Origin of the sequence: Chryseobacterium amylolyticum (assembly GCF_051011775.1) — a bacterium.
GTDB lineage: Bacteria > Bacteroidota > Bacteroidia > Flavobacteriales > Weeksellaceae > Chryseobacterium.
This window is the reverse complement of the sequence record NZ_JBPCHX010000006.1, coordinates 228,362-245,676: the sequence shown is the minus strand read 5'-3', so window position 1 is coordinate 245,676 and position 17,315 is coordinate 228,362. Positions and strand designations below refer to the sequence as shown.

Annotated in this window: 17 protein-coding genes; 9 read left to right on the top strand and 8 right to left on the bottom strand. The window is 36.8% G+C overall.

Features of this window, described 5'->3' with window-relative positions; translation table 11 throughout:
- The first annotated feature begins 232 nt into the window (after nucleotides 1-232).
- Both thrS and infC read left to right on the top strand, forming a co-directional pair.
- Entirely contained in the window at nucleotides 233-2,152 is a 1,920-nt protein-coding gene (gene thrS, locus ACR1PO_RS17600) for a threonine--tRNA ligase (protein WP_233333008.1), read from the top strand.
- 189 nt (nucleotides 2,153-2,341) lie between these two features.
- Nucleotides 2,342-2,842 carry a translation initiation factor IF-3 gene (gene infC, locus ACR1PO_RS17595; RefSeq protein WP_027372223.1) on the top strand — a complete coding sequence of 167 codons (501 nt, stop codon included), beginning with the start codon at nucleotides 2,342-2,344 and terminating at the stop codon, nucleotides 2,840-2,842.
- Nucleotides 2,843-2,958: 116 nt separating this feature from the next.
- Here infC and ACR1PO_RS17590 read toward each other — a convergent pair whose 3' ends face one another.
- Nucleotides 2,959-3,522 (bottom strand): hypothetical protein, encoded by a 564-nt coding sequence (locus tag ACR1PO_RS17590; RefSeq protein WP_433987609.1) that lies wholly within the window; start codon nucleotides 3,520-3,522, stop codon nucleotides 2,959-2,961.
- A 355-nt stretch (nucleotides 3,523-3,877) separates the two neighbouring features.
- Between ACR1PO_RS17590 and ACR1PO_RS17585 the strand changes: the two genes are divergently transcribed.
- A complete protein-coding gene (locus tag ACR1PO_RS17585; protein WP_433987608.1) occupies nucleotides 3,878-4,444 on the top strand; it encodes a hypothetical protein in 567 nt (188 codons plus the stop codon).
- An 81-nt stretch (nucleotides 4,445-4,525) separates the two neighbouring features.
- Here the strand turns inward: ACR1PO_RS17585 and ACR1PO_RS17580 are convergent, their stop codons facing one another.
- The 3 genes from ACR1PO_RS17580 to ACR1PO_RS17570 form a co-directional block, all read right to left on the bottom strand.
- On the bottom strand, nucleotides 4,526-5,155 hold the full coding sequence (locus ACR1PO_RS17580; protein ID WP_332386890.1) for a response regulator transcription factor: 630 nt from the start codon (nucleotides 5,153-5,155) through the stop codon (nucleotides 4,526-4,528).
- A 2-nt stretch (nucleotides 5,156-5,157) separates the two neighbouring features.
- Complete coding sequence (locus ACR1PO_RS17575; RefSeq protein ID WP_433987738.1) at nucleotides 5,158-7,362, bottom strand: tetratricopeptide repeat-containing sensor histidine kinase; 2,205 nt, start codon at nucleotides 7,360-7,362, stop codon at nucleotides 5,158-5,160.
- Nucleotides 7,363-7,775: 413 nt separating this feature from the next.
- Nucleotides 7,776-8,018 (bottom strand): hypothetical protein, encoded by a 243-nt coding sequence (locus ACR1PO_RS17570; protein ID WP_332386892.1) that lies wholly within the window; start codon nucleotides 8,016-8,018, stop codon nucleotides 7,776-7,778.
- A 511-nt stretch (nucleotides 8,019-8,529) separates the two neighbouring features.
- On the opposite strand from ACR1PO_RS17570, the gene ACR1PO_RS17565 reads away from it, so the two are divergent.
- From ACR1PO_RS17565 to ACR1PO_RS17540, 6 genes are all read left to right on the top strand, one after another.
- Nucleotides 8,530-9,105, top strand: coding sequence for a hypothetical protein (locus tag ACR1PO_RS17565; protein WP_332386893.1), 576 nt, complete (start codon nucleotides 8,530-8,532; stop codon nucleotides 9,103-9,105).
- A gap of 180 nt (nucleotides 9,106-9,285) precedes the next feature.
- Nucleotides 9,286-9,483, top strand: a complete 198-nt coding sequence (gene rpmI, locus ACR1PO_RS17560; protein WP_034694453.1) for a 50S ribosomal protein L35 — start codon at nucleotides 9,286-9,288, stop codon at nucleotides 9,481-9,483.
- Between the two features lie 119 nt (nucleotides 9,484-9,602).
- The gene (gene rplT, locus ACR1PO_RS17555) at nucleotides 9,603-9,947 is read left to right on the top strand and encodes a 50S ribosomal protein L20 (RefSeq protein WP_002979659.1); all 345 of its coding nucleotides are present in this window, start codon (nucleotides 9,603-9,605) and stop codon (nucleotides 9,945-9,947) included.
- Nucleotides 9,948-10,315: 368 nt separating this feature from the next.
- On the top strand, nucleotides 10,316-11,497 hold the full coding sequence (locus ACR1PO_RS17550; RefSeq protein ID WP_433987607.1) for a M28 family peptidase: 1,182 nt from the start codon (nucleotides 10,316-10,318) through the stop codon (nucleotides 11,495-11,497).
- A gap of 61 nt (nucleotides 11,498-11,558) precedes the next feature.
- Nucleotides 11,559-12,734 carry a M28 family peptidase gene (locus tag ACR1PO_RS17545; protein ID WP_433987606.1) on the top strand — a complete coding sequence of 392 codons (1,176 nt, stop codon included), beginning with the start codon at nucleotides 11,559-11,561 and terminating at the stop codon, nucleotides 12,732-12,734.
- A gap of 202 nt (nucleotides 12,735-12,936) precedes the next feature.
- Complete coding sequence (locus tag ACR1PO_RS17540; protein WP_433987605.1) at nucleotides 12,937-14,106, top strand: M28 family peptidase; 1,170 nt, start codon at nucleotides 12,937-12,939, stop codon at nucleotides 14,104-14,106.
- Between the two features lie 52 nt (nucleotides 14,107-14,158).
- Here the strand turns inward: ACR1PO_RS17540 and ACR1PO_RS17535 are convergent, their stop codons facing one another.
- Genes ACR1PO_RS17535 through hisA form a run of 4 tightly spaced genes read right to left on the bottom strand, consistent with a single transcriptional unit; the run spans nucleotide 14,159 to nucleotide 17,314 of the window.
- Nucleotides 14,159-15,211 (bottom strand): RNA ligase family protein, encoded by a 1,053-nt coding sequence (locus tag ACR1PO_RS17535; RefSeq protein WP_433987604.1) that lies wholly within the window; start codon nucleotides 15,209-15,211, stop codon nucleotides 14,159-14,161.
- Between the two features lie 51 nt (nucleotides 15,212-15,262).
- Nucleotides 15,263-15,850, bottom strand: coding sequence for a bifunctional phosphoribosyl-AMP cyclohydrolase/phosphoribosyl-ATP diphosphatase HisIE (gene hisIE, locus ACR1PO_RS17530; protein WP_433987603.1), 588 nt, complete (start codon nucleotides 15,848-15,850; stop codon nucleotides 15,263-15,265).
- Nucleotides 15,847-16,599: an imidazole glycerol phosphate synthase subunit HisF gene (hisF, locus tag ACR1PO_RS17525; protein ID WP_332386899.1), complete on the bottom strand. Its 753-nt coding sequence runs from the start codon at nucleotides 16,597-16,599 to the stop codon at nucleotides 15,847-15,849. Before hisF ends, hisIE begins: the two co-directional genes overlap by 4 nt.
- Complete coding sequence (hisA, locus tag ACR1PO_RS17520) at nucleotides 16,592-17,314, bottom strand: 1-(5-phosphoribosyl)-5-[(5-phosphoribosylamino)methylideneamino]imidazole-4-carboxamide isomerase (RefSeq protein ID WP_332387458.1); 723 nt, start codon at nucleotides 17,312-17,314, stop codon at nucleotides 16,592-16,594. The genes hisF and hisA overlap by 8 nt, the downstream gene beginning before the upstream one ends.
- Between the last annotated feature and the right edge of the window lies 1 nt (nucleotide 17,315).

Here is a 17,315-nt window from a genome sequence, read left to right as displayed (position 1 = left end):
ATTCGTTCATTATTAAAGTTTTAAATCAGAAAATAAGCTTTACTATTGAGATACTGGATAACAAAAAAACAGAAGATATTTTTCTGTAAAAAACTGATTATAGAATCTGACGAAACAAAAACAGTCCTGATCTTTTTTATTTTAAATATTAATTCTCATTCTAATTGTAAGCTAATATAGTATTTTATCTAAAAAATGCGTATTTTTGCATCTTAAAATTTCTTAGTAAACAATGATAAAAATTACACTTCCAGACAATAGTGTCAAAGAATTCGAGGGAGCAGTTACTCCCCTAGATGTGGCAAAATCTATAAGCGAGGGATTGGCTAGAAATACCATTTCCGCAATTGTTAATGACAAACAAGTAGAAACGACCACACCTATAACCACGGATTCTACGGTACAGCTTTTGACCTGGAATGATGATCTTGGAAAGAAGGCTTTCTGGCACTCTTCTGCCCACCTTCTGGCGCAGGCAATCCTTGAATTTTATCCTGATGCTAAGTTGACCATTGGTCCTGCGATAGAAAACGGATTCTATTATGATGTTGATTTCGGAGATGAGAGCTTGTCTGAAAAAGATTTTGAAAAGATCGAGAAAAAGATCCTGGAAAATGCGAAAAAAGGATCTACCTTCTCCTTATATCCGGTTTCTAAAGAAGAAGCTTTAAAGACTTATGCAGACAATCCGTACAAAGTGGAGCTGATCTCTAATCTTAATGATGGAGAAATCACTTTTGTAACGCATGATAACTTCACAGATTTATGCCGTGGTGGTCACATTCCGAATACAGGAATTGTAAAAGCGGTTAAAATATTAAACGCAGCAGGAGCCTACTGGAGAGGAAATGAAAAGAATCCGCAGTTGACCAGAGTATATGGTATCTCCTTCCCTAAGCAAAAAGATCTTACTGAATATCTTGAAAGATTGGAAGAAGCAAAAAGAAGAGATCACAGAAAATTAGGGAAAGAACTTGGAATTTTTGCATTCTCTGAAAAAGTAGGGGCCGGGTTACCGCTTTGGTTGCCAAAAGGAACTGCCTTGAGAAGAAAACTGGAAAATTTTCTTTCTGATGCTCAGAAAAAAGGAGGTTATGAATTTGTAATGTCTCCACATATCGGAGCAAAAGAATTATATGTAACTTCAGGACACTGGGATAAATACGGAGAAGACAGCTTCCAGCCGATTAAAACTCCGAATGAAGGAGAAGAATTTTTGCTGAAGCCAATGAACTGTCCTCACCACTGTGAAATTTACAAAACTTCACAATGGAGCTACAGAGATTTGCCAAAAAGATATGCAGAATTCGGTACGGTATACAGATACGAGCAAAGTGGAGAACTTCACGGATTAACAAGAGTTCGTGGATTTACCCAGGATGACGCTCACCTTTTCTGTACTCCGGATCAGCTTTCTGAAGAATTTGAGAAAGTAATTGACCTTACGCTTTATGTTTTCAAGTCGTTAGGGTTTGAAGATTTTGTAACTCAGGTTTCATTAAGAGATCCTGAAAACAAACAAAAATATATCGGTTCTGATGAAAATTGGGAGAAAGCAGAAAGTGCCATCATCAATGCTGCAGAAAAGAAAGGTTTAAAAACAGTTATCGAGTACGGGGAAGCTGCATTCTATGGCCCTAAGCTTGACTTTATGGTTAAGGATGCTTTAGGAAGAAAATGGCAGTTGGGAACCATTCAGGTAGATTATAACCTTCCGGAAAGATTTGATCTTCATTATATCGGAAGTGATAACGAAAAGCACAGACCGGTAATGATCCACAGAGCACCTTTTGGTTCTATGGAACGTTTTATCGCTATTCTGCTGGAGAATACAGCTGGTGATTTCCCGTTATGGCTAAGCCCTGATCAGTTTATTATTCTACCGATCAGTGAAAAATATGTAGATTATTCAAAAAAAGTTTCACAATTTTTGGAAAATCACGATATTAGCGGTCAGATTGATGACAGAAACGAGAAGACCGGTAAAAAAATCCGTGATGCGGAATTGAAGAAAATTCCTTTCATGCTTGTAGTAGGAGAAAATGAAGAAAAAGAAGGCACGATTTCTGTAAGAAGACGTGGTGAAGGAGATCTTGGAGTGATGAAGCTGGAGGATTTTGTAGCTTACTTTAAAAAGGAAGCCGCCATATAAAATTGAATTAAAAGATTAAAAAAATTAATAATTAAAAGCTTGATTTACACTTAGTAATTTTTCAATATTTTATTCTTTAATCTTTTAATTTAAAATAAAATAGTAATTAACCAATAAAATTATAATACAATAGCACAAAGATTTAACAACAGGGGCCCACAGAGACGTCCGGTACAAGAGGACGCTCACTTGATCAACGATAAAATTCGTGTGAGAGAGCTTCGTTTGGTGGGCGATAACGTAGAGCCGGGAATTTATCCAATCGACAAAGCAAGACAGATTGCTGCGGAACAGGAATTGGATTTAGTAGTCATTTCTGACAAGGCAGAACCATTTATTGCAAGAGTATTGGAATACAAGAAATTCTTATACGAGCAAAAGAAAAAACAGAAGGAACTTAAAGCCAAGCAGGTAAAAGTGGTAGTAAAAGAGATCCGTTTCGGACCTCAGACGGATGACCATGATTACGAATTCAAAAAGAAGCATGCTGAAAAATTCCTTGAAGAAGGTTCTAAATTAAAAACCTACGTATTTTTTAAAGGACGTTCGATTATCTTTAAGGATCAGGGAGAAATCCTGCTTTTAAAGCTTGCCCAGGAACTGGAGCATGTGGGAAAAGTAGACCAGCTGCCTAAACTTGAAGGAAAAAGAATGATTATGATGATGAGTCCTAAAAAACCGGCAAAATAATTAAGTCATTATTTTACATACAAACCTCAAAGCAATTTGAGGTTTTTTTATTGCTTTTTGAGAAAAAAACCGTTGATCAGGACTACTGAATCAACGGTCAATCCTTTAAAAGATATTTATCCTTCGAAATCTCCGCAATCATGCTCTTTAAAAAGAGGTAAAGCTTTTTGAGTAGTGAAATATTTAGAAACTCTTTTGTTTTTTAATTCCAGCTTCTGGCCTTCTATCACCAGTTCGTAGACCGGAGCCTTATCAATTTGGGTTACAATATATGTTCTTTCCGGAGTTGTAAAGACCGCTTTATTTCCAGCTCCGTCAGAGAACGAAAAATCGTGAATTTCAAAGGTGTCCTTTTCATCACAGACATTTGTCCATTTGATGGTCTTCTTTGTGATAGACAGCCTTGCCAGGTCGCACGAATAACAGTTTCCGGAGAACTCTACCCCATATTTTTCATATACATTGGTGCTCCTGATATTCAATACATCAATAGGAACCAATGATGAAAAATCGCCTGGAATCTCCAATTCCGATATATTCTTTTTTACCTGGGCAGGAGCAGAAATCTGCTTTACGTTTGACTTTGCAGAATCTGTTTTGTCCATTTTTTTATCTGCTGCAGGTGAACAGGAATCTAACAGCATGATCAAAACTGAGAGGCTGGTTATTATGTTTTTCATCTTTAAAATAATTTACAGTATCTGGTTTATCTTTTTGTAAAATTCTCCAAAATCCTTCGTTCAATATATCCCTGTTTTCAGCCATTTCTTCCCTATTACAGGCGGTTTTGCTGTATACCGTCTGAATACAGATACACTCACTGCAAAGAATATCTTCATTTATTAATTTATTTTCCACAGATTTCAAAAATTACGCAGATCAGTATGTTTATTAAATATTGCCGTCCGGATATAAGATTAAAAATCGACATTGTGAAAACATAAATCAAAAAGGCAATTCAAAAACCCCTGAAACCAGCCAGTGCATATGGATATAAAGTCCAATATCTTTGCAGCAATTATTTAAAGAGATACAATGAAAAAATTAAGTTTGACCATCCTTTTTTGTTTGTTAAGTTGTATGGCTTTTGCCCAATCATTAAAAGTCGTTATCAAACAGGATGGAAAAGTTATTGAGCCGGTAAATGATGTTTATGAACTGAAAAAATCACCTTTCCTTTTTGAAATTACATCAACGAATCTGGAGGGCTTTTTAGTGGGTGCCACTACCAATAAGGATATTTATGCAGGAGCTCTTGGCGTTTTAAATACTGAAGTTGAATGGTTTCAGAATACGGGTATGGCAGAGGAATTATATAACAAGGACAAAGAAATGTTTCTGATGGATTCAGCGCCTTCCTACTGGTACTATACAGACGCGAAAGATCACAGGTTTGACAAAAACCCTAAAGGCAATGCCAAGCAATGGACTGCTACACGTACTATTACAAGGTTTTATGATATTATGGTAGATCAGCCAATCAATTTGAAAGATTTTAACGGCAGCGTTTTCATGCTGATGTATCAGCCTGTATATAATGACGAGTATGATTTAACAGATAAGAAAAACCTGTTTCAGGCTGCGTTGAAATTCAGAGATTAGTCAATACACACCAAAATTATTTGATTATATAAGAAAAAGGCTGCTTTCATTATGAAAACAGCCTTTTTTACGATACCTGTTTTATTCAATAATCAACCCGTATTCTATAGCTAATCTGATGGCTGAACTAAGATTGGATGTCTGAAACTTTTCAATAAGATTTTTCCTGTGGCTTTCTACGGTGTGAGGACTTATAAACAATTTTTCTGCCATTTGATTCGTAGTAAGTCCTTTGGCTGCCTCAGCCAGGATTTCCTTCTCTCTGCGGGTCAGTTTCGGAACGTGGTTTAATCCGTCAGCTGATTTTTTCTTCAGAACAGATCGGGTTTGTGAACATAAAAACTGTTCTCCTTCATATACGGCAGTAATACCCTCCAAAATCTCGGAAACAGACGCATTCTTTTGAATATATCCCAAAGCACCTTCAGCTAAAGTACTGTTGATTACAGGCAGTTCATTGTGTACGCTTAGGATTATAATCCGGAGATTTCTGTACTTCTTCTTTAGAGGTTTAATAAGCTCAATGCTGTTGGTATCAGCAAGGTTGATGTCCAGTAATAAAATATCTACAGCCTGTTTTGCAAGGCCTTCATTCATTTCCGAAACATTTTTGAAGCAATCTACCACATCTATTGTGCTGCTGTTTCCTAAAATATTCTTCAATCCTTCCAAAAGAAGTGGATGATCGTCTGTTATGGCTACTTTTATCATGTTTAATGAATAGGGATTTGAATTTCTATACTGGTACCAATATTCAATTCGGACGTGATATTCATCATTCCTTTTAAAAACTGGACCCTTAATTCTATATTGTGAAAACCTGCTGTTTTCCTCACGTCCAGGGCTGCGAGGTCAAAGCCTTTACCATTGTCCTCTACCGTAACGTTCAGCTGGTTTTGTTCTTCGCTTATCTGAATAATAATTTCCGAAGTATCGGCATGTTTTATAGCATTGTTTACCAGTTCCTGAATGATTCTGTAAACGATCAGCTGTTTTTCCTGGGACAACGAATTGCTGTAACTGATAAATTCGGTATGGATATCCAGTGCATTGTTGGATACACGGGAAGCAAACTCTTCAATAGCAACCTCCAAACCGTATTTCATCAGTAAATCAGGCATTAAATTATGTGCGACACGTCTTAACTCTTCTACAGCGCCATCAATCTGTTCAAGTGATTTTGTAATTCCTTCCTGTAAATTTTCGGACTGCAGAGGATTTAAGTAAGACAGCTGATGTTTGGTTCCGGAAAGCAGTCCGCCCAGTCCGTCATGGAGATCACGGGCCAGCCGGCCACGCTCCTGTTCCTGTCCTTCAAGCAAAGCCGTAAGTGTAGAAATCTTTGAGTTCTGTTTCTCCTGCTCCATAGCCAAAGCATGCAGTTCCTCTCTCCTTTTAATGGCCCTGGCACGCTGTTTATAGGCATAAAGCAGCAAGAATATCAGAACGATAAAAAAGATGATAAAGAAGACATAATAGGTATTGATCTTTTCTTTAAAAGCGAGCAGCTTTTTGTAACTGTTGATGTCATTATTTTTTTGCCGGGTCTCTAACTTTGCCAAACGAAGCTGCTGTTCTTTTTTCTCTGATTCAAGTTCTGAAAACTTCAGTCGTTCACGCTGGTTTTCTTCTACCAGTTTTAAGTTGTTGTACACCTGTTCGCGCTGTGCCCGGACTATGTTAATCAACTTGATTTCCTGCGCTTTCTTATCACTTTCAAGCTGCAGCTTGATATACTTCTGTTCCTGCCTTTCTTTATCAAACTGAGATTCCAGTCTTTTGGTAATATCCAGCTTTTCCTGATCGTAAACGCTTTTGTATTGATCAACATAGCTTTTATAATAAGTCAGAGCTTCCTTGTAATTCCCCTGTTCTTCACTAATTCTGGATAAAGATTCAAGAACAGCCAGTTCAATCCTCTGATCTCTGACCGGACTTTTTCCAATTTCCATAGAAGCTTTCAGAAAGTAGGACTTCGCCAAATCATAATTTTTATCCTGTATGGCCAGTTCAGCCAATATTCCGAATGAAGAAGCAATGTGAATGGCATCTCCTGTTTCCAGGCTCACACTATTCGCCAGCTGGGCATACTGCATTGCTTTCTTGCTGTCAAAACCGGTATATAAATTGGCTAAATTGATTGCGGCATATGAAAGACTGCTCCTGCTGAGCATCATATTTTTATTCTTGTTGAATGTAGTAATGGCCTGCAGATAATACTGTTCTGTTTTATTTCTAAACTCCGTATTGGACGGATATTGGGTATATTTTTGTTCATATACATAGCCCATCCGCATATAGGCATCGAAAATAAGATTGGGATCGTTTTGTTTGGATGCCAAGAGCAAAAACTGCTTGCTGTATTTCTCCTCCAGCTGGTATTCATTGAGGTTGGCATAAATAGCAGACAGCTCTTTAGCTGCATTGCCAAATCTTGCATACAATGTAGAGGTCGTTGGTGAGTTTTCGAAATAATCAATAGCTTTTAAATAGGCAGCAACAGCATCTGTTGTTTTATTATTACGTTCCAGAATCCAGCCTTTTGCATAATAGTAATAGCCTTTAGTCTCGGTACTACCCGTTTTTAAACTATATACCCTTGCCATATCGAGGCTTTTCAGGGATTCCGCTGTTTTATTATCCAGCCGGTAATTCATGGCCTGCACAGCATATAAAATTGTGGCATATTTTCCATCAGGCTGCTTTCTGGCGATGGAAATATTGGTCTCTAAAACCTGATAAGATTTGGATTTGAGATCATGAAAAAATAAGGCACTTGCGTATTTGGGAGCAAGATTAAGCTGCTCCGGTATATTTGACGCATGGCTGTATTCCTTTTCTAATTTGCTTAAAACGTCCTGTGCATGAACAAAAAACGGACTGACAAGTAAAGTAAATATAAATAATAGCCTGCGTATCAAATCTTTTTCTTTATAAGTTGTAATATAATAAAGACTGTAAATATAAGTAAATACCTGCTAATCGATCTTAGTCTGTTTCCTGAACCGAAAAGTAACAGCAAACAATTACTTTTACAGCTTCTTTTCCTCCCGATTTTACCTGGCTGTTGTTTTTACCCATATTTTTTTGTTGTGTCCGTTCGAAATAAGAATTTATCATTCAATCGGGTATGAAAAAGAAAGCTATAAAAGTTATACATTCATATTTATCTGAGAAAACAGCTATCAGTAATCATTGTAAATCATGAATTTTAAGCATTTTATCCCTGACAAATTTTTGGATCAAAGATAGCAATAGAGGCTGTATGAAAATATCCCTGATAACAGTGGTTTTTAGTCTGTTCCGTTTCGGTTAGGCTTTATGAAATTCTTTATGGCATATAGGTTCCACCTTGTTCAAATAACATCATATAGCAAAAAGAAACAGCCAGAACAACTCCGATAAGTCCGGAAATAATAAATAAAAGAAGATAGTATGAAGCCTTTTTATTGTTCTTCTGTAAAGAATTAATAATCAAACTAATGAGTGTACACATTAATCCTGCTCCGAAGAATATGATTAACACAGCAAGGAACAATGCTCTTTCAAGGTGTAAATCTGCGGATGAAAGCATAAGTAATTAAATTTATAGGTTAGAATAAAAGCTCCAAAACTTATTTATCGTATTAAATTTCAATATTAGAGAGAATTACCGGATATGACAATCCCGATTATCAGGTATATTAAAATAGTATGTGCAACATATCGGAGAAACCGTTTTATTTAACGCCATTTAAGATTTTTCAGGAGAGATTTCAAAGAGTGATCATTTGGCCAATGAAAAAAAGTATTCACACTTCCTCAAAAAACTGAAATTTTATTTCTAATCTCCATTTTTTATACGAGTTGCCACTCTTAAGCCGAAACACTTCCCAGATATTATCCTTTCAATCATAATTTGTTTATAGTACAATATTACAACACTAACTGCAATTCAAATCAGTAATACACATATTAATACACTAATTAGTGTATTATATTAAATCAAAAACACCATTAAATAAAGCGTTCAACAACAATTATTTAATCTCAAATTTGTGATTTAATATATTATAACTTACTTTTGCCGCGTTAAACCGTAACATATGAAAATTAAATTATTGACTTTATTAAGTCTTCCGATGCTGCTTGCATCTTGTGCTCAGGATGATACTCTTGACAATGTGAATGTGAATGCACAGAATGAGAGAAACCTTACTACAGAAGGAAAGAATTCTACAAATAGAGGGATTTTCGACCTTACACGTTACACGCTTTTAAAGGAAAGTACTAACCACCCTCAAGTATTAGAAGCCGGGCAATCAATCAGTATGGAATATAACGGAAGTACTTATAAATTTGTTATGCAGGCAGATAACAACCTGGTCCTATACAGAGAAAGACCGGGAATCACAAATGTTTTATGGCATTCCAACACGTACAGAAGTACAGGAACACCAAGACTTATCGTACAAAATGATGGAAACATGGTTATTTATAGAGATGGAAGTCCGCTTTGGAGTTCTAACACTGCAGTAAACTATTATGTGGCAAATCCACACGTAAAACTTCAGCTGTATTCAAGAGCAGGAGCTGCTATTCAGACAGGTTTTAGAATTAAGGTTGTTCTTGGTGGAAATAATGAAGAAAGAAATTCAATCATTGTTGAAGACTTCCTGTAAAAACAATATTTTTAACTTATAGCCGTTTCTTTGAGACGGTTTTTTTATTGGATGCGATAAAATCAAACATTATAAAAGTTTGAATTGATTTTTTTTGTATCTTTGCACACTATTATTCCTAATGTCTTTAGGAGTAGCCAAAACAGATATTGATAACAAAAACAATAAAAAAGCAGAACAATGCCAAAATTAAAAACGAAATCAGGTGCTAAGAAACGTTTTGCTCTTACCGGAACAGGTAAGATCAAAAGAAAAAACGCTTACAAAAGCCACATCTTAACTAAGAAAGAAACTAAGCAGAAGAGAAATCTTACTTCTACTTCTTATGTAGCTAAAGTGGATGAGAAAAGCGTTCAACGTCAATTAGCAATTAAGTAGTTTTTATAAATCTATATTCGGTTTATAAGAATTCAAACAAATTCACAATTTTAACCCTGAAACGGTGCCAATAAAGAGTAACATCTGTTACCGCCCTTTTCAAAAAAACAATTTAAATTATGCCAAGATCAGTAAATGCCGTAGCTTCAAGAGCTCGCAGAAAGAAAATTTTTAAGCACGCTAAAGGTTATTTCGGAAGAAGAAAGAACGTTTGGACTGTAGCTAAAAACGCGGTAGAAAAAGCAATGCAATATGCTTACCGTGGTAGAAAAGAGAAAAAGAGAAATTTCAGAGCACTTTGGATCACTCGTATCAATGCGGGAACAAGAGAGCACGGAATGTCTTACTCTCAATTTATGGGAGCTCTTAAAAAGAACAACATCGAACTTAACAGAAAAGTTTTAGCAGATTTAGCAATGAATCATCCTGAAGCTTTCAAAGCTGTTGTAGATCAAGTAAAATAATGTAGAATAGATTTTGTTATCAATATAGTCCCGGGATTTCCCGGGATTTTTTTGTGGTATACTTTTGCTTCAGTTCAAAGTTTAGCTGGTTTCAACAGTGCAAAATTTTAAGAATAATTTGATATAGCACTACTCACATTTATTGGATCAAACATAAAATTGCAAAATATGGCGTTCAAAACAATAAACCATAAGAAAAACTTACATATAAACGACTCATTAAGTTAAATTCAGCCTGGCATAATGATAAATTGTATAAAAAGATAGATCATTATCAAAAAAACAAGAAAATACACATTAACCCGTATGATTACTAACCATAAATTATCATTTATTACTATATTAGCAATCCTAAAGAAAGTATAAAAATGAAAAAAGTTGCAGCTTTTTTACTCACTGCCATTGCACTGCAAAATACGGGTGCTCAGAGTTTTATCCAGGCTTATAAAGACAGGGCGGATATGGTGACTCAAACCAATATTAACACCAACCTTCAGGAATTTGCAGGATTTGGAGTTAAAAAAACAGGTACAGCAGCCAATACCAATGCTCTGAACTGGCTTAAAAACAAATATGCCTCCTATGGATATACCGCGAATGATATTTCTGAGGACACTTTCACTTATGGCAGTAATACTTCAAAAAACCTGATCATTACTAAAACCGGAACTTTATATCCCAACCAATACATCATCATCTGTGGACATTATGATACAATTACAGGGCCGGGAGTAAGTGATAACGGAAGCGGGACTTCCATTATTCTTGAAGCTGCAAGGATTCTGAAAAATGTTCCTACTGAATATTCTATCAAATTCGTCCATTTTTCCGGTGAAGAACAGGGACTTGTGGGAAGCAGTCATTACGTCAATAATGTTGCTTATCAGTCAGGCACAAAAGTTCTGGATATCAAGCTTGTTTTAAATATTGATCAGGTAGGTGGATTGCTTGGAAATAACAACAATACAATCAACTGTGAAAGGGACACAGGAGGAATGTCCGCCAACAATGCGGCATCGGATGTTGCAACACAGGAGCTTATGACGTGTACAACTCTTTATTCCCCTCTTCAGACCAATCTTTCTTATGCTTACAGCTCAGATTATATGCCTTTTGAGGCTAAGGGGTATACTATTACAGGGTTTTATGAAACTATCGAAAGTAATAATCAGCATACCGTGAACGATACTTTTGCCAATCTGGATCCGGTGTATGTTCTCAATGTAGGGAAAGCAGCCGTGGGGGCTTTACAACATTTTGCCGTTGCTTCTACGAGCAATAACCTGCTCAGCACAAATGACACCTCTTTACAAAAATCAGGTGAGATTATCAGGCTTTATCCTAATCCTGCTAAAGATCTGGTAACGGTTGAATTTGCGCAAAAAGTAAAGCAATTCAAAGTTGAAGTGAATGATATGGCAGGAAACCTGGTTTTAAACCTTGAAAATCAGGAAAAAATTAATACCTCGGGATTAAAAAACGGAGTATATACCTTTACCATTAAGACTGAAAAAGGAAATACTACCAAAAAAATAATCATTACTAAATAATATCAGGACGGATATTTTGATCGGAACTGCATTCAAAAGGTATCCATATTACGATTATACAATGAAGAAAATCACTACTTTTTTATTTGCTGCTGTCGCTTTGCAGACTGTTGAAGCCCAAAGCTTCATTCAGGCTTATCAGGACAGAGCGAATATGGTGACCCAGACCAATATTACAACAAATCTTCAGGAGTTTGCCAACCTGGGAGTAAAAACCACAGGTTCAACGGCCAACGCCAACGCCCTGACATGGCTCAAAAACAAATACCTTTCCTACGGATATTCAGCCAGCCAGATTGCAGAAGATCCTTTTACTGCAGGAAGTTATAATTCTAAAAACCTGGTGATTACCAAAACAGGAACTGTATATCCCAATAAATATGTGATCATATGCGGACATTTCGACAGTATTACCGGCCTGGGAATCAATGATAACGGAAGCGGGACTTCCATTATTCTTGAAGCAGCAAGAATTCTGAAAGATGTACCTACAGAATATTCAATTAAATTCATTCATTTTTCCGGTGAGGAGCAAGGACTTCTGGGAAGCCAGCACTATGCCAATACGGTTGCCTATCAGAACGGAACCCGTGTTCTGGACATTAAACTGGTTTTCAATCTGGATCAGGTAGGCGGAGTGATTGGCAACAATAACAATACCGTTTATTGTGATCAGGATCTTGGAGGACTTACTTCCAATAATGCAGCTTCAGCAGCTGTAACCCAGGAGCTCAGAAACTGTACGGCACTCTACTCTCCTCTTCTGACAGCCGTGGATCCGGCCGCGGATACGGATTATATCCCTTTTGAACAAAAAGGTGAAGTGATCACGGGTTTCTTCGAAAGAATCAGAAGTACCTATCCACATACTGTGAATGATACTTTTGCCAATACGGATCCTGTATACATTTACAATATAGGAAAGGCATCTGTTGGAGCTTTACAGCATTTTGCCGTTGCTACCGGTACGTTAGGAACACATGAAGCCACTGTAAAAAACACATTGGAAACTGTAAAAATTTATCCCAATCCTGCAAAGGACATCATCAATATTGAACTTCCCGATTCCGGAATTAAAAATTTCACTTTTGAGATAACGGATTTCCAGGGACGCTCTGTTTTCAGGAGAACGGATGAGACAAAAATTAATGTTTCAGGTTTGGAAAATGGTGCTTACCTCGGTATTTTAAAAACAGGTGATCAAAAGGCCGTAAGAAAAGTAATGATTGAAAAATAGCAGCATGGCTATAAAACTATTAACAGAAACCTCTGAAGTCATTCAGAGGTTTTATTTTTTACTGACACTACAGTTGATGCATTTACAACACACCATCAACATTAGTATGATATTCATAATAAAATTCATGTCATTTTGAAATATTAAACACTTTATTGTGATTTATTTACTACATTCGTGATACCAAAAATAATATCATAATATGAAAAAATTAACAACCCTTTTATGCACTGCACTGATGATGCAGAGTATCGCGGCACAGAGTTTTATCCAGGCTTATAAAGACAGAGCGGATATGGTAACCCAGGCTAACATCACTGCAAATCTTCAGGAATTCGGTAATTTAGGCGTAAAAACTACAGGGTCAGTTGCTAATGCGAATACCCTAAACTGGATCAAAAACAAGTATCTTTCTTATGGCTATACTGCCAGCCAGATTGTAGAAAGCCCTTTTACGTTCGGAAGTACAAGTTCAAAAAACCTGATCATCACCAAAACAGGGACGCTTTATCCTAATAAATATGTCATTATCTGCGGACATTTCGATACTATTTATGGTCCGGGAGTTAATGATAATGGCAGCGGAACATCTATCATCCTTGAAGCCGCAAGAATCCTTCAAAATGTTCCCACAGAATATTCCATTAAATTCATTCACTTTTCCGGTGAGGAACAGGGTTTGAGGGGAAGTACCCATTACGTGAACAATGTCGTATACCAGGGAGGCGTGCGTAAGTTAGACATTAAACTGGTCTTCAATCTGGATCAGGTTGGCGGCGTAAAAGGAAATAACAATAATACGGTATACTGCGATGAAGATCAGGGAGGTCTTTCCAGTAACAATGCGGCTTCCGCAGCTGTTACCCAGCAGCTGAGAAACTGTACGGCACTCTACTCTCCTCTTCAGACTGCTGTAGACCCGGCTGAAGATACCGACTATATTCCTTTTGAACAGAAAGGCGAAGTAATCACCGGTTTTTTTGAGAGAATAAGAAGCAGCTATCCTCACAGCTCAAAGGATATTTTTACCAATATGGATCCTGTTTATGTGTATAATATCGGAAAGGCTACCGTGGGAGCATTGCAGCATTTTGCAAGCGCTTCAACAACGATGAGTAAACCGGTTTCTAAAAATACCCTGGAAACTGCGAAAATCTATCCTAATCCGGCTCATAACGTACTTAATATTGAATTACCGGATGCTAAAACAACGAACTTCAGTTTTGAAATCAGTAATTCTATGGGAAGATCTATGCTGAAAGTAAATAATGAAAGAAAGGTTGATGTTTCCAGTCTTCAGAATGGAGTGTATATCGGAGTTTTAAAAGTTGGCGAAGAAACTCTTGTTAAGAATATCATGATCGAAAGATAGAAGATTGATTGTACCATAATAACAAAACAGCGGGATATTCCTGCTGTTTGTGTTATTGTAAAGCTATTATTTTTTGTATTTCAGATTTTATCCGTTCTGTGATCCAGTCATGGTCTTCAGGAGCCAGATCTTCGAGCAGATTCCCATTATTTTCATTAAAATCTGTAAAAACATCCTGTAAAAACTCATGCTGAATTTCATTAAAACGATCCGGATTGCTTTTATCAAGCGCCCCGACTTTAGAAGTTACACTTTCAAACCGGTTTTGAGTCACATAAGTTCTTAATTCTTCTGTAATAAAAGAAAGACTTTCTGCTTTTGAAGAGATAGCCGGAACAAATGACCATTTTTCTGCTTTGTGAAACTTTTCTTCTTCGTCAAATTCAGAGTTTTTCAATTTGATAACCGGGCGATTAGAAAACAATTCCTTATCTTTTAAATTATAGGGTTTAATAACAACACCTTCAATCAGGTTATGTTCCAGATCAGGAAGTCCAAGCTCTTTTGGGACCTGAGAATTTATTCTGGTATTGAAATTCAAAGCTTCATTGAATTTTCCTATGAATAATGGTTTTACATAGGATATCCCGAATTGTTCAAAATAGGAAGCTGCAGTTTCATAATCCATATAGTTTTTCAATCCTGATTCATCAACAACAGCAATATCAAAAGCATAGAAAAGAATGTCAGGCGTATAATAAACCCCTGTCTGTACAGCCTGTATATTTTCAACAGCAGATACCTCCGGATGCGGATAATGTCCTCCGAATAATTCTCCGTATACAATATACCTGACGCCAGGCAACGTTGTATTCAGATGCTCAAATAAAGCCAGCATACCGTCCTCAAGGGCATTAACAACAAGCTGGAATCCAAAGAAATCATCTTTCCAGTCAAGGTATTCTCTTCTTTTAGCATATCTGAGCATACCCTTTTCATAGGCAAAACTGAAATTGGCACCATGGATTTTCTCGGTAACCACCCATTTCAGTTTATCCATTTTTGACAATTCACTTTCATTGAGCCCGAGTTTCTTCAATGAATCAGGCATTTTTTCGTATCCGGAAAATTCAGTTAAGGCTGTATTGTTCATATCAATTGCCAAATATATTATTTTAGTTGAGAGAAACCATATACTTTATGCTTTCTTACGGCTCTATTTGTCTCTGTTCTGAAGAATCTCTTCAATTTCCTCCATCGAAAAGCCTTTCGCTTTCAATAAAATTAAAAAATGATACAGCAGATCTGCAGCTTCATTTTTAAAGAGATCATCATTATTATCTTTTGCTTCAATCACCAGTTCTACAGCTTCCTCTCCTACTTTCTGAGCCATTTTATTGATTCCCCTCCGGTATAATGAATAGGTGTAAGAACCATCGGCTTTGGTATCTATTCTCTGAGCTATTTTTTCTTCCAGTTCATACAGAAATCCTTTGGCATTCTTTTCTCCGAAACAGCTGAAACTTCCGGTGTGACAAACTACATTCTTTGGAACAGCTTTAATCAAAAGGGTATCCTGATCACAATCTATATCCATACTTTTTACTGTTAAAAAATTACCGGATTCCTCACCTTTTGTCCAAAGTCTGTTTTTGGAACGGCTGAAAAAGGTAACAATTCCTTCTTTTTTTGTTTTCTCAAAAGCTTCTTCATTCATGTAGCCGAGCATCAGTACCTGTAATGTTCTGCTGTCCTGGATAATCACCGGCACAAGGCCGTTATCTTTGTTAAAATCTATTTTCATCGTACTTCAATTTTTTGCGTTTTTAACTGTTGTTTCAATTCCTGAATCCCTATTTCATTAAAATGGAATATACTGGCTGCCAATGCACCTGTAGCTTTTGTTTCATTAAACACTTTAACAAAATCATCTGTTGTACCTGCTCCTCCTGATGCAATAACAGGAATAGTGATACTAGCTGAAACCAGCTTTGTGATTCGAAGATCAAAGCCGTTTTTAGTCCCGTCGCCATCCATAGAAGTCAGCAAAATTTCTCCTGCTCCTAAACGTTCCGCTTCCTGCGCCCATTCTACAGTATTAAGTTCTGTTGCTTCTCTTCCTCCTCTGATATGGACCAGATCCTTATCTCCCACCAGTCTTGTATCAATAGCTACCACAACGCACTGGCTTCCGAATTCTTTGGCAAGATCAGAAATGAGCCCCGGATTTTTTACCGCTGAAGAATTGATACTTATTTTGTCTGCACCTGCTTCCAAAAGCTTTCTGACATCTTCCACAGACGAAATTCCGCCACCTACCGTAAAAGGAATACTCAGTTCTTTAGCAATTTCTTTTACCAGCTGTACAAATGTTTTTCTATCCTCAATGGTCGCTGTAATATCCAGAAAAACGAGTTCATCAGCACCTTCCTGTTCGTATTTTTTAGCAAGTTCTACAGGATCTCCTGCATTTTTAAGGTCCTCAAAATTGACTCCCTTCACGGTAGATCCGTCTTTTATATCCAGACATGGAATAATTCTTTTTTTAAGCATTTTCAATAAAATTTTGAAGTTGTGGCAAGCTTATTTTTCCCTCATAAATTGCTTTCCCGATGATTGTTCCGGTACACCCGATATCCTTCATTTTATAGACATCGGTGATACCTGAAATCCCACCGCTTGCTACCAGCTGAACTGATGTTTTATATAGAATCTCAATATATAAGGCTGTTGAAGGGCCTTCCAGCATACCATCCTTTGCAATATCAGTACAAATAGCGGTTTGTATTCCTTTCTCCTGATACTGGAGGATAAAATCAATGATGTCATTATCACTTTCTTCCAGCCAGCCGGAAGTTTTAATTTTTCTGTTTTCGCAGTCTGCACCCAGAATAATCTTCTCAGCACCATACTTTTCAATCATTCCGAAACAGAATTCAGGATTCTGAACTGCAATACTTCCTAAAGTAATCTGTTTTGCCCCTGAATTAAAAGCTGTTTCAATATCTTCCTGAGTTTTTAAACCGCCTCCAAAGTCGATATGCAACGAGGTAGACCTGGCAATATTTTCCAGAACCTTCTGGTTGACAACATGTTTCGATTTCGCCCCATCAAGATCCACTAAATGAAGATATTGAACCCCAAAGCTTTCAAACTCTTTGGCCACTTCTACAGGATCTTCATTGTATATTTTCTTTGTATTGTAATCTCCTTTTGATAAACGGACACATTTCCCGTCGATAATATCAATAGCCGGAATTATTTTCATC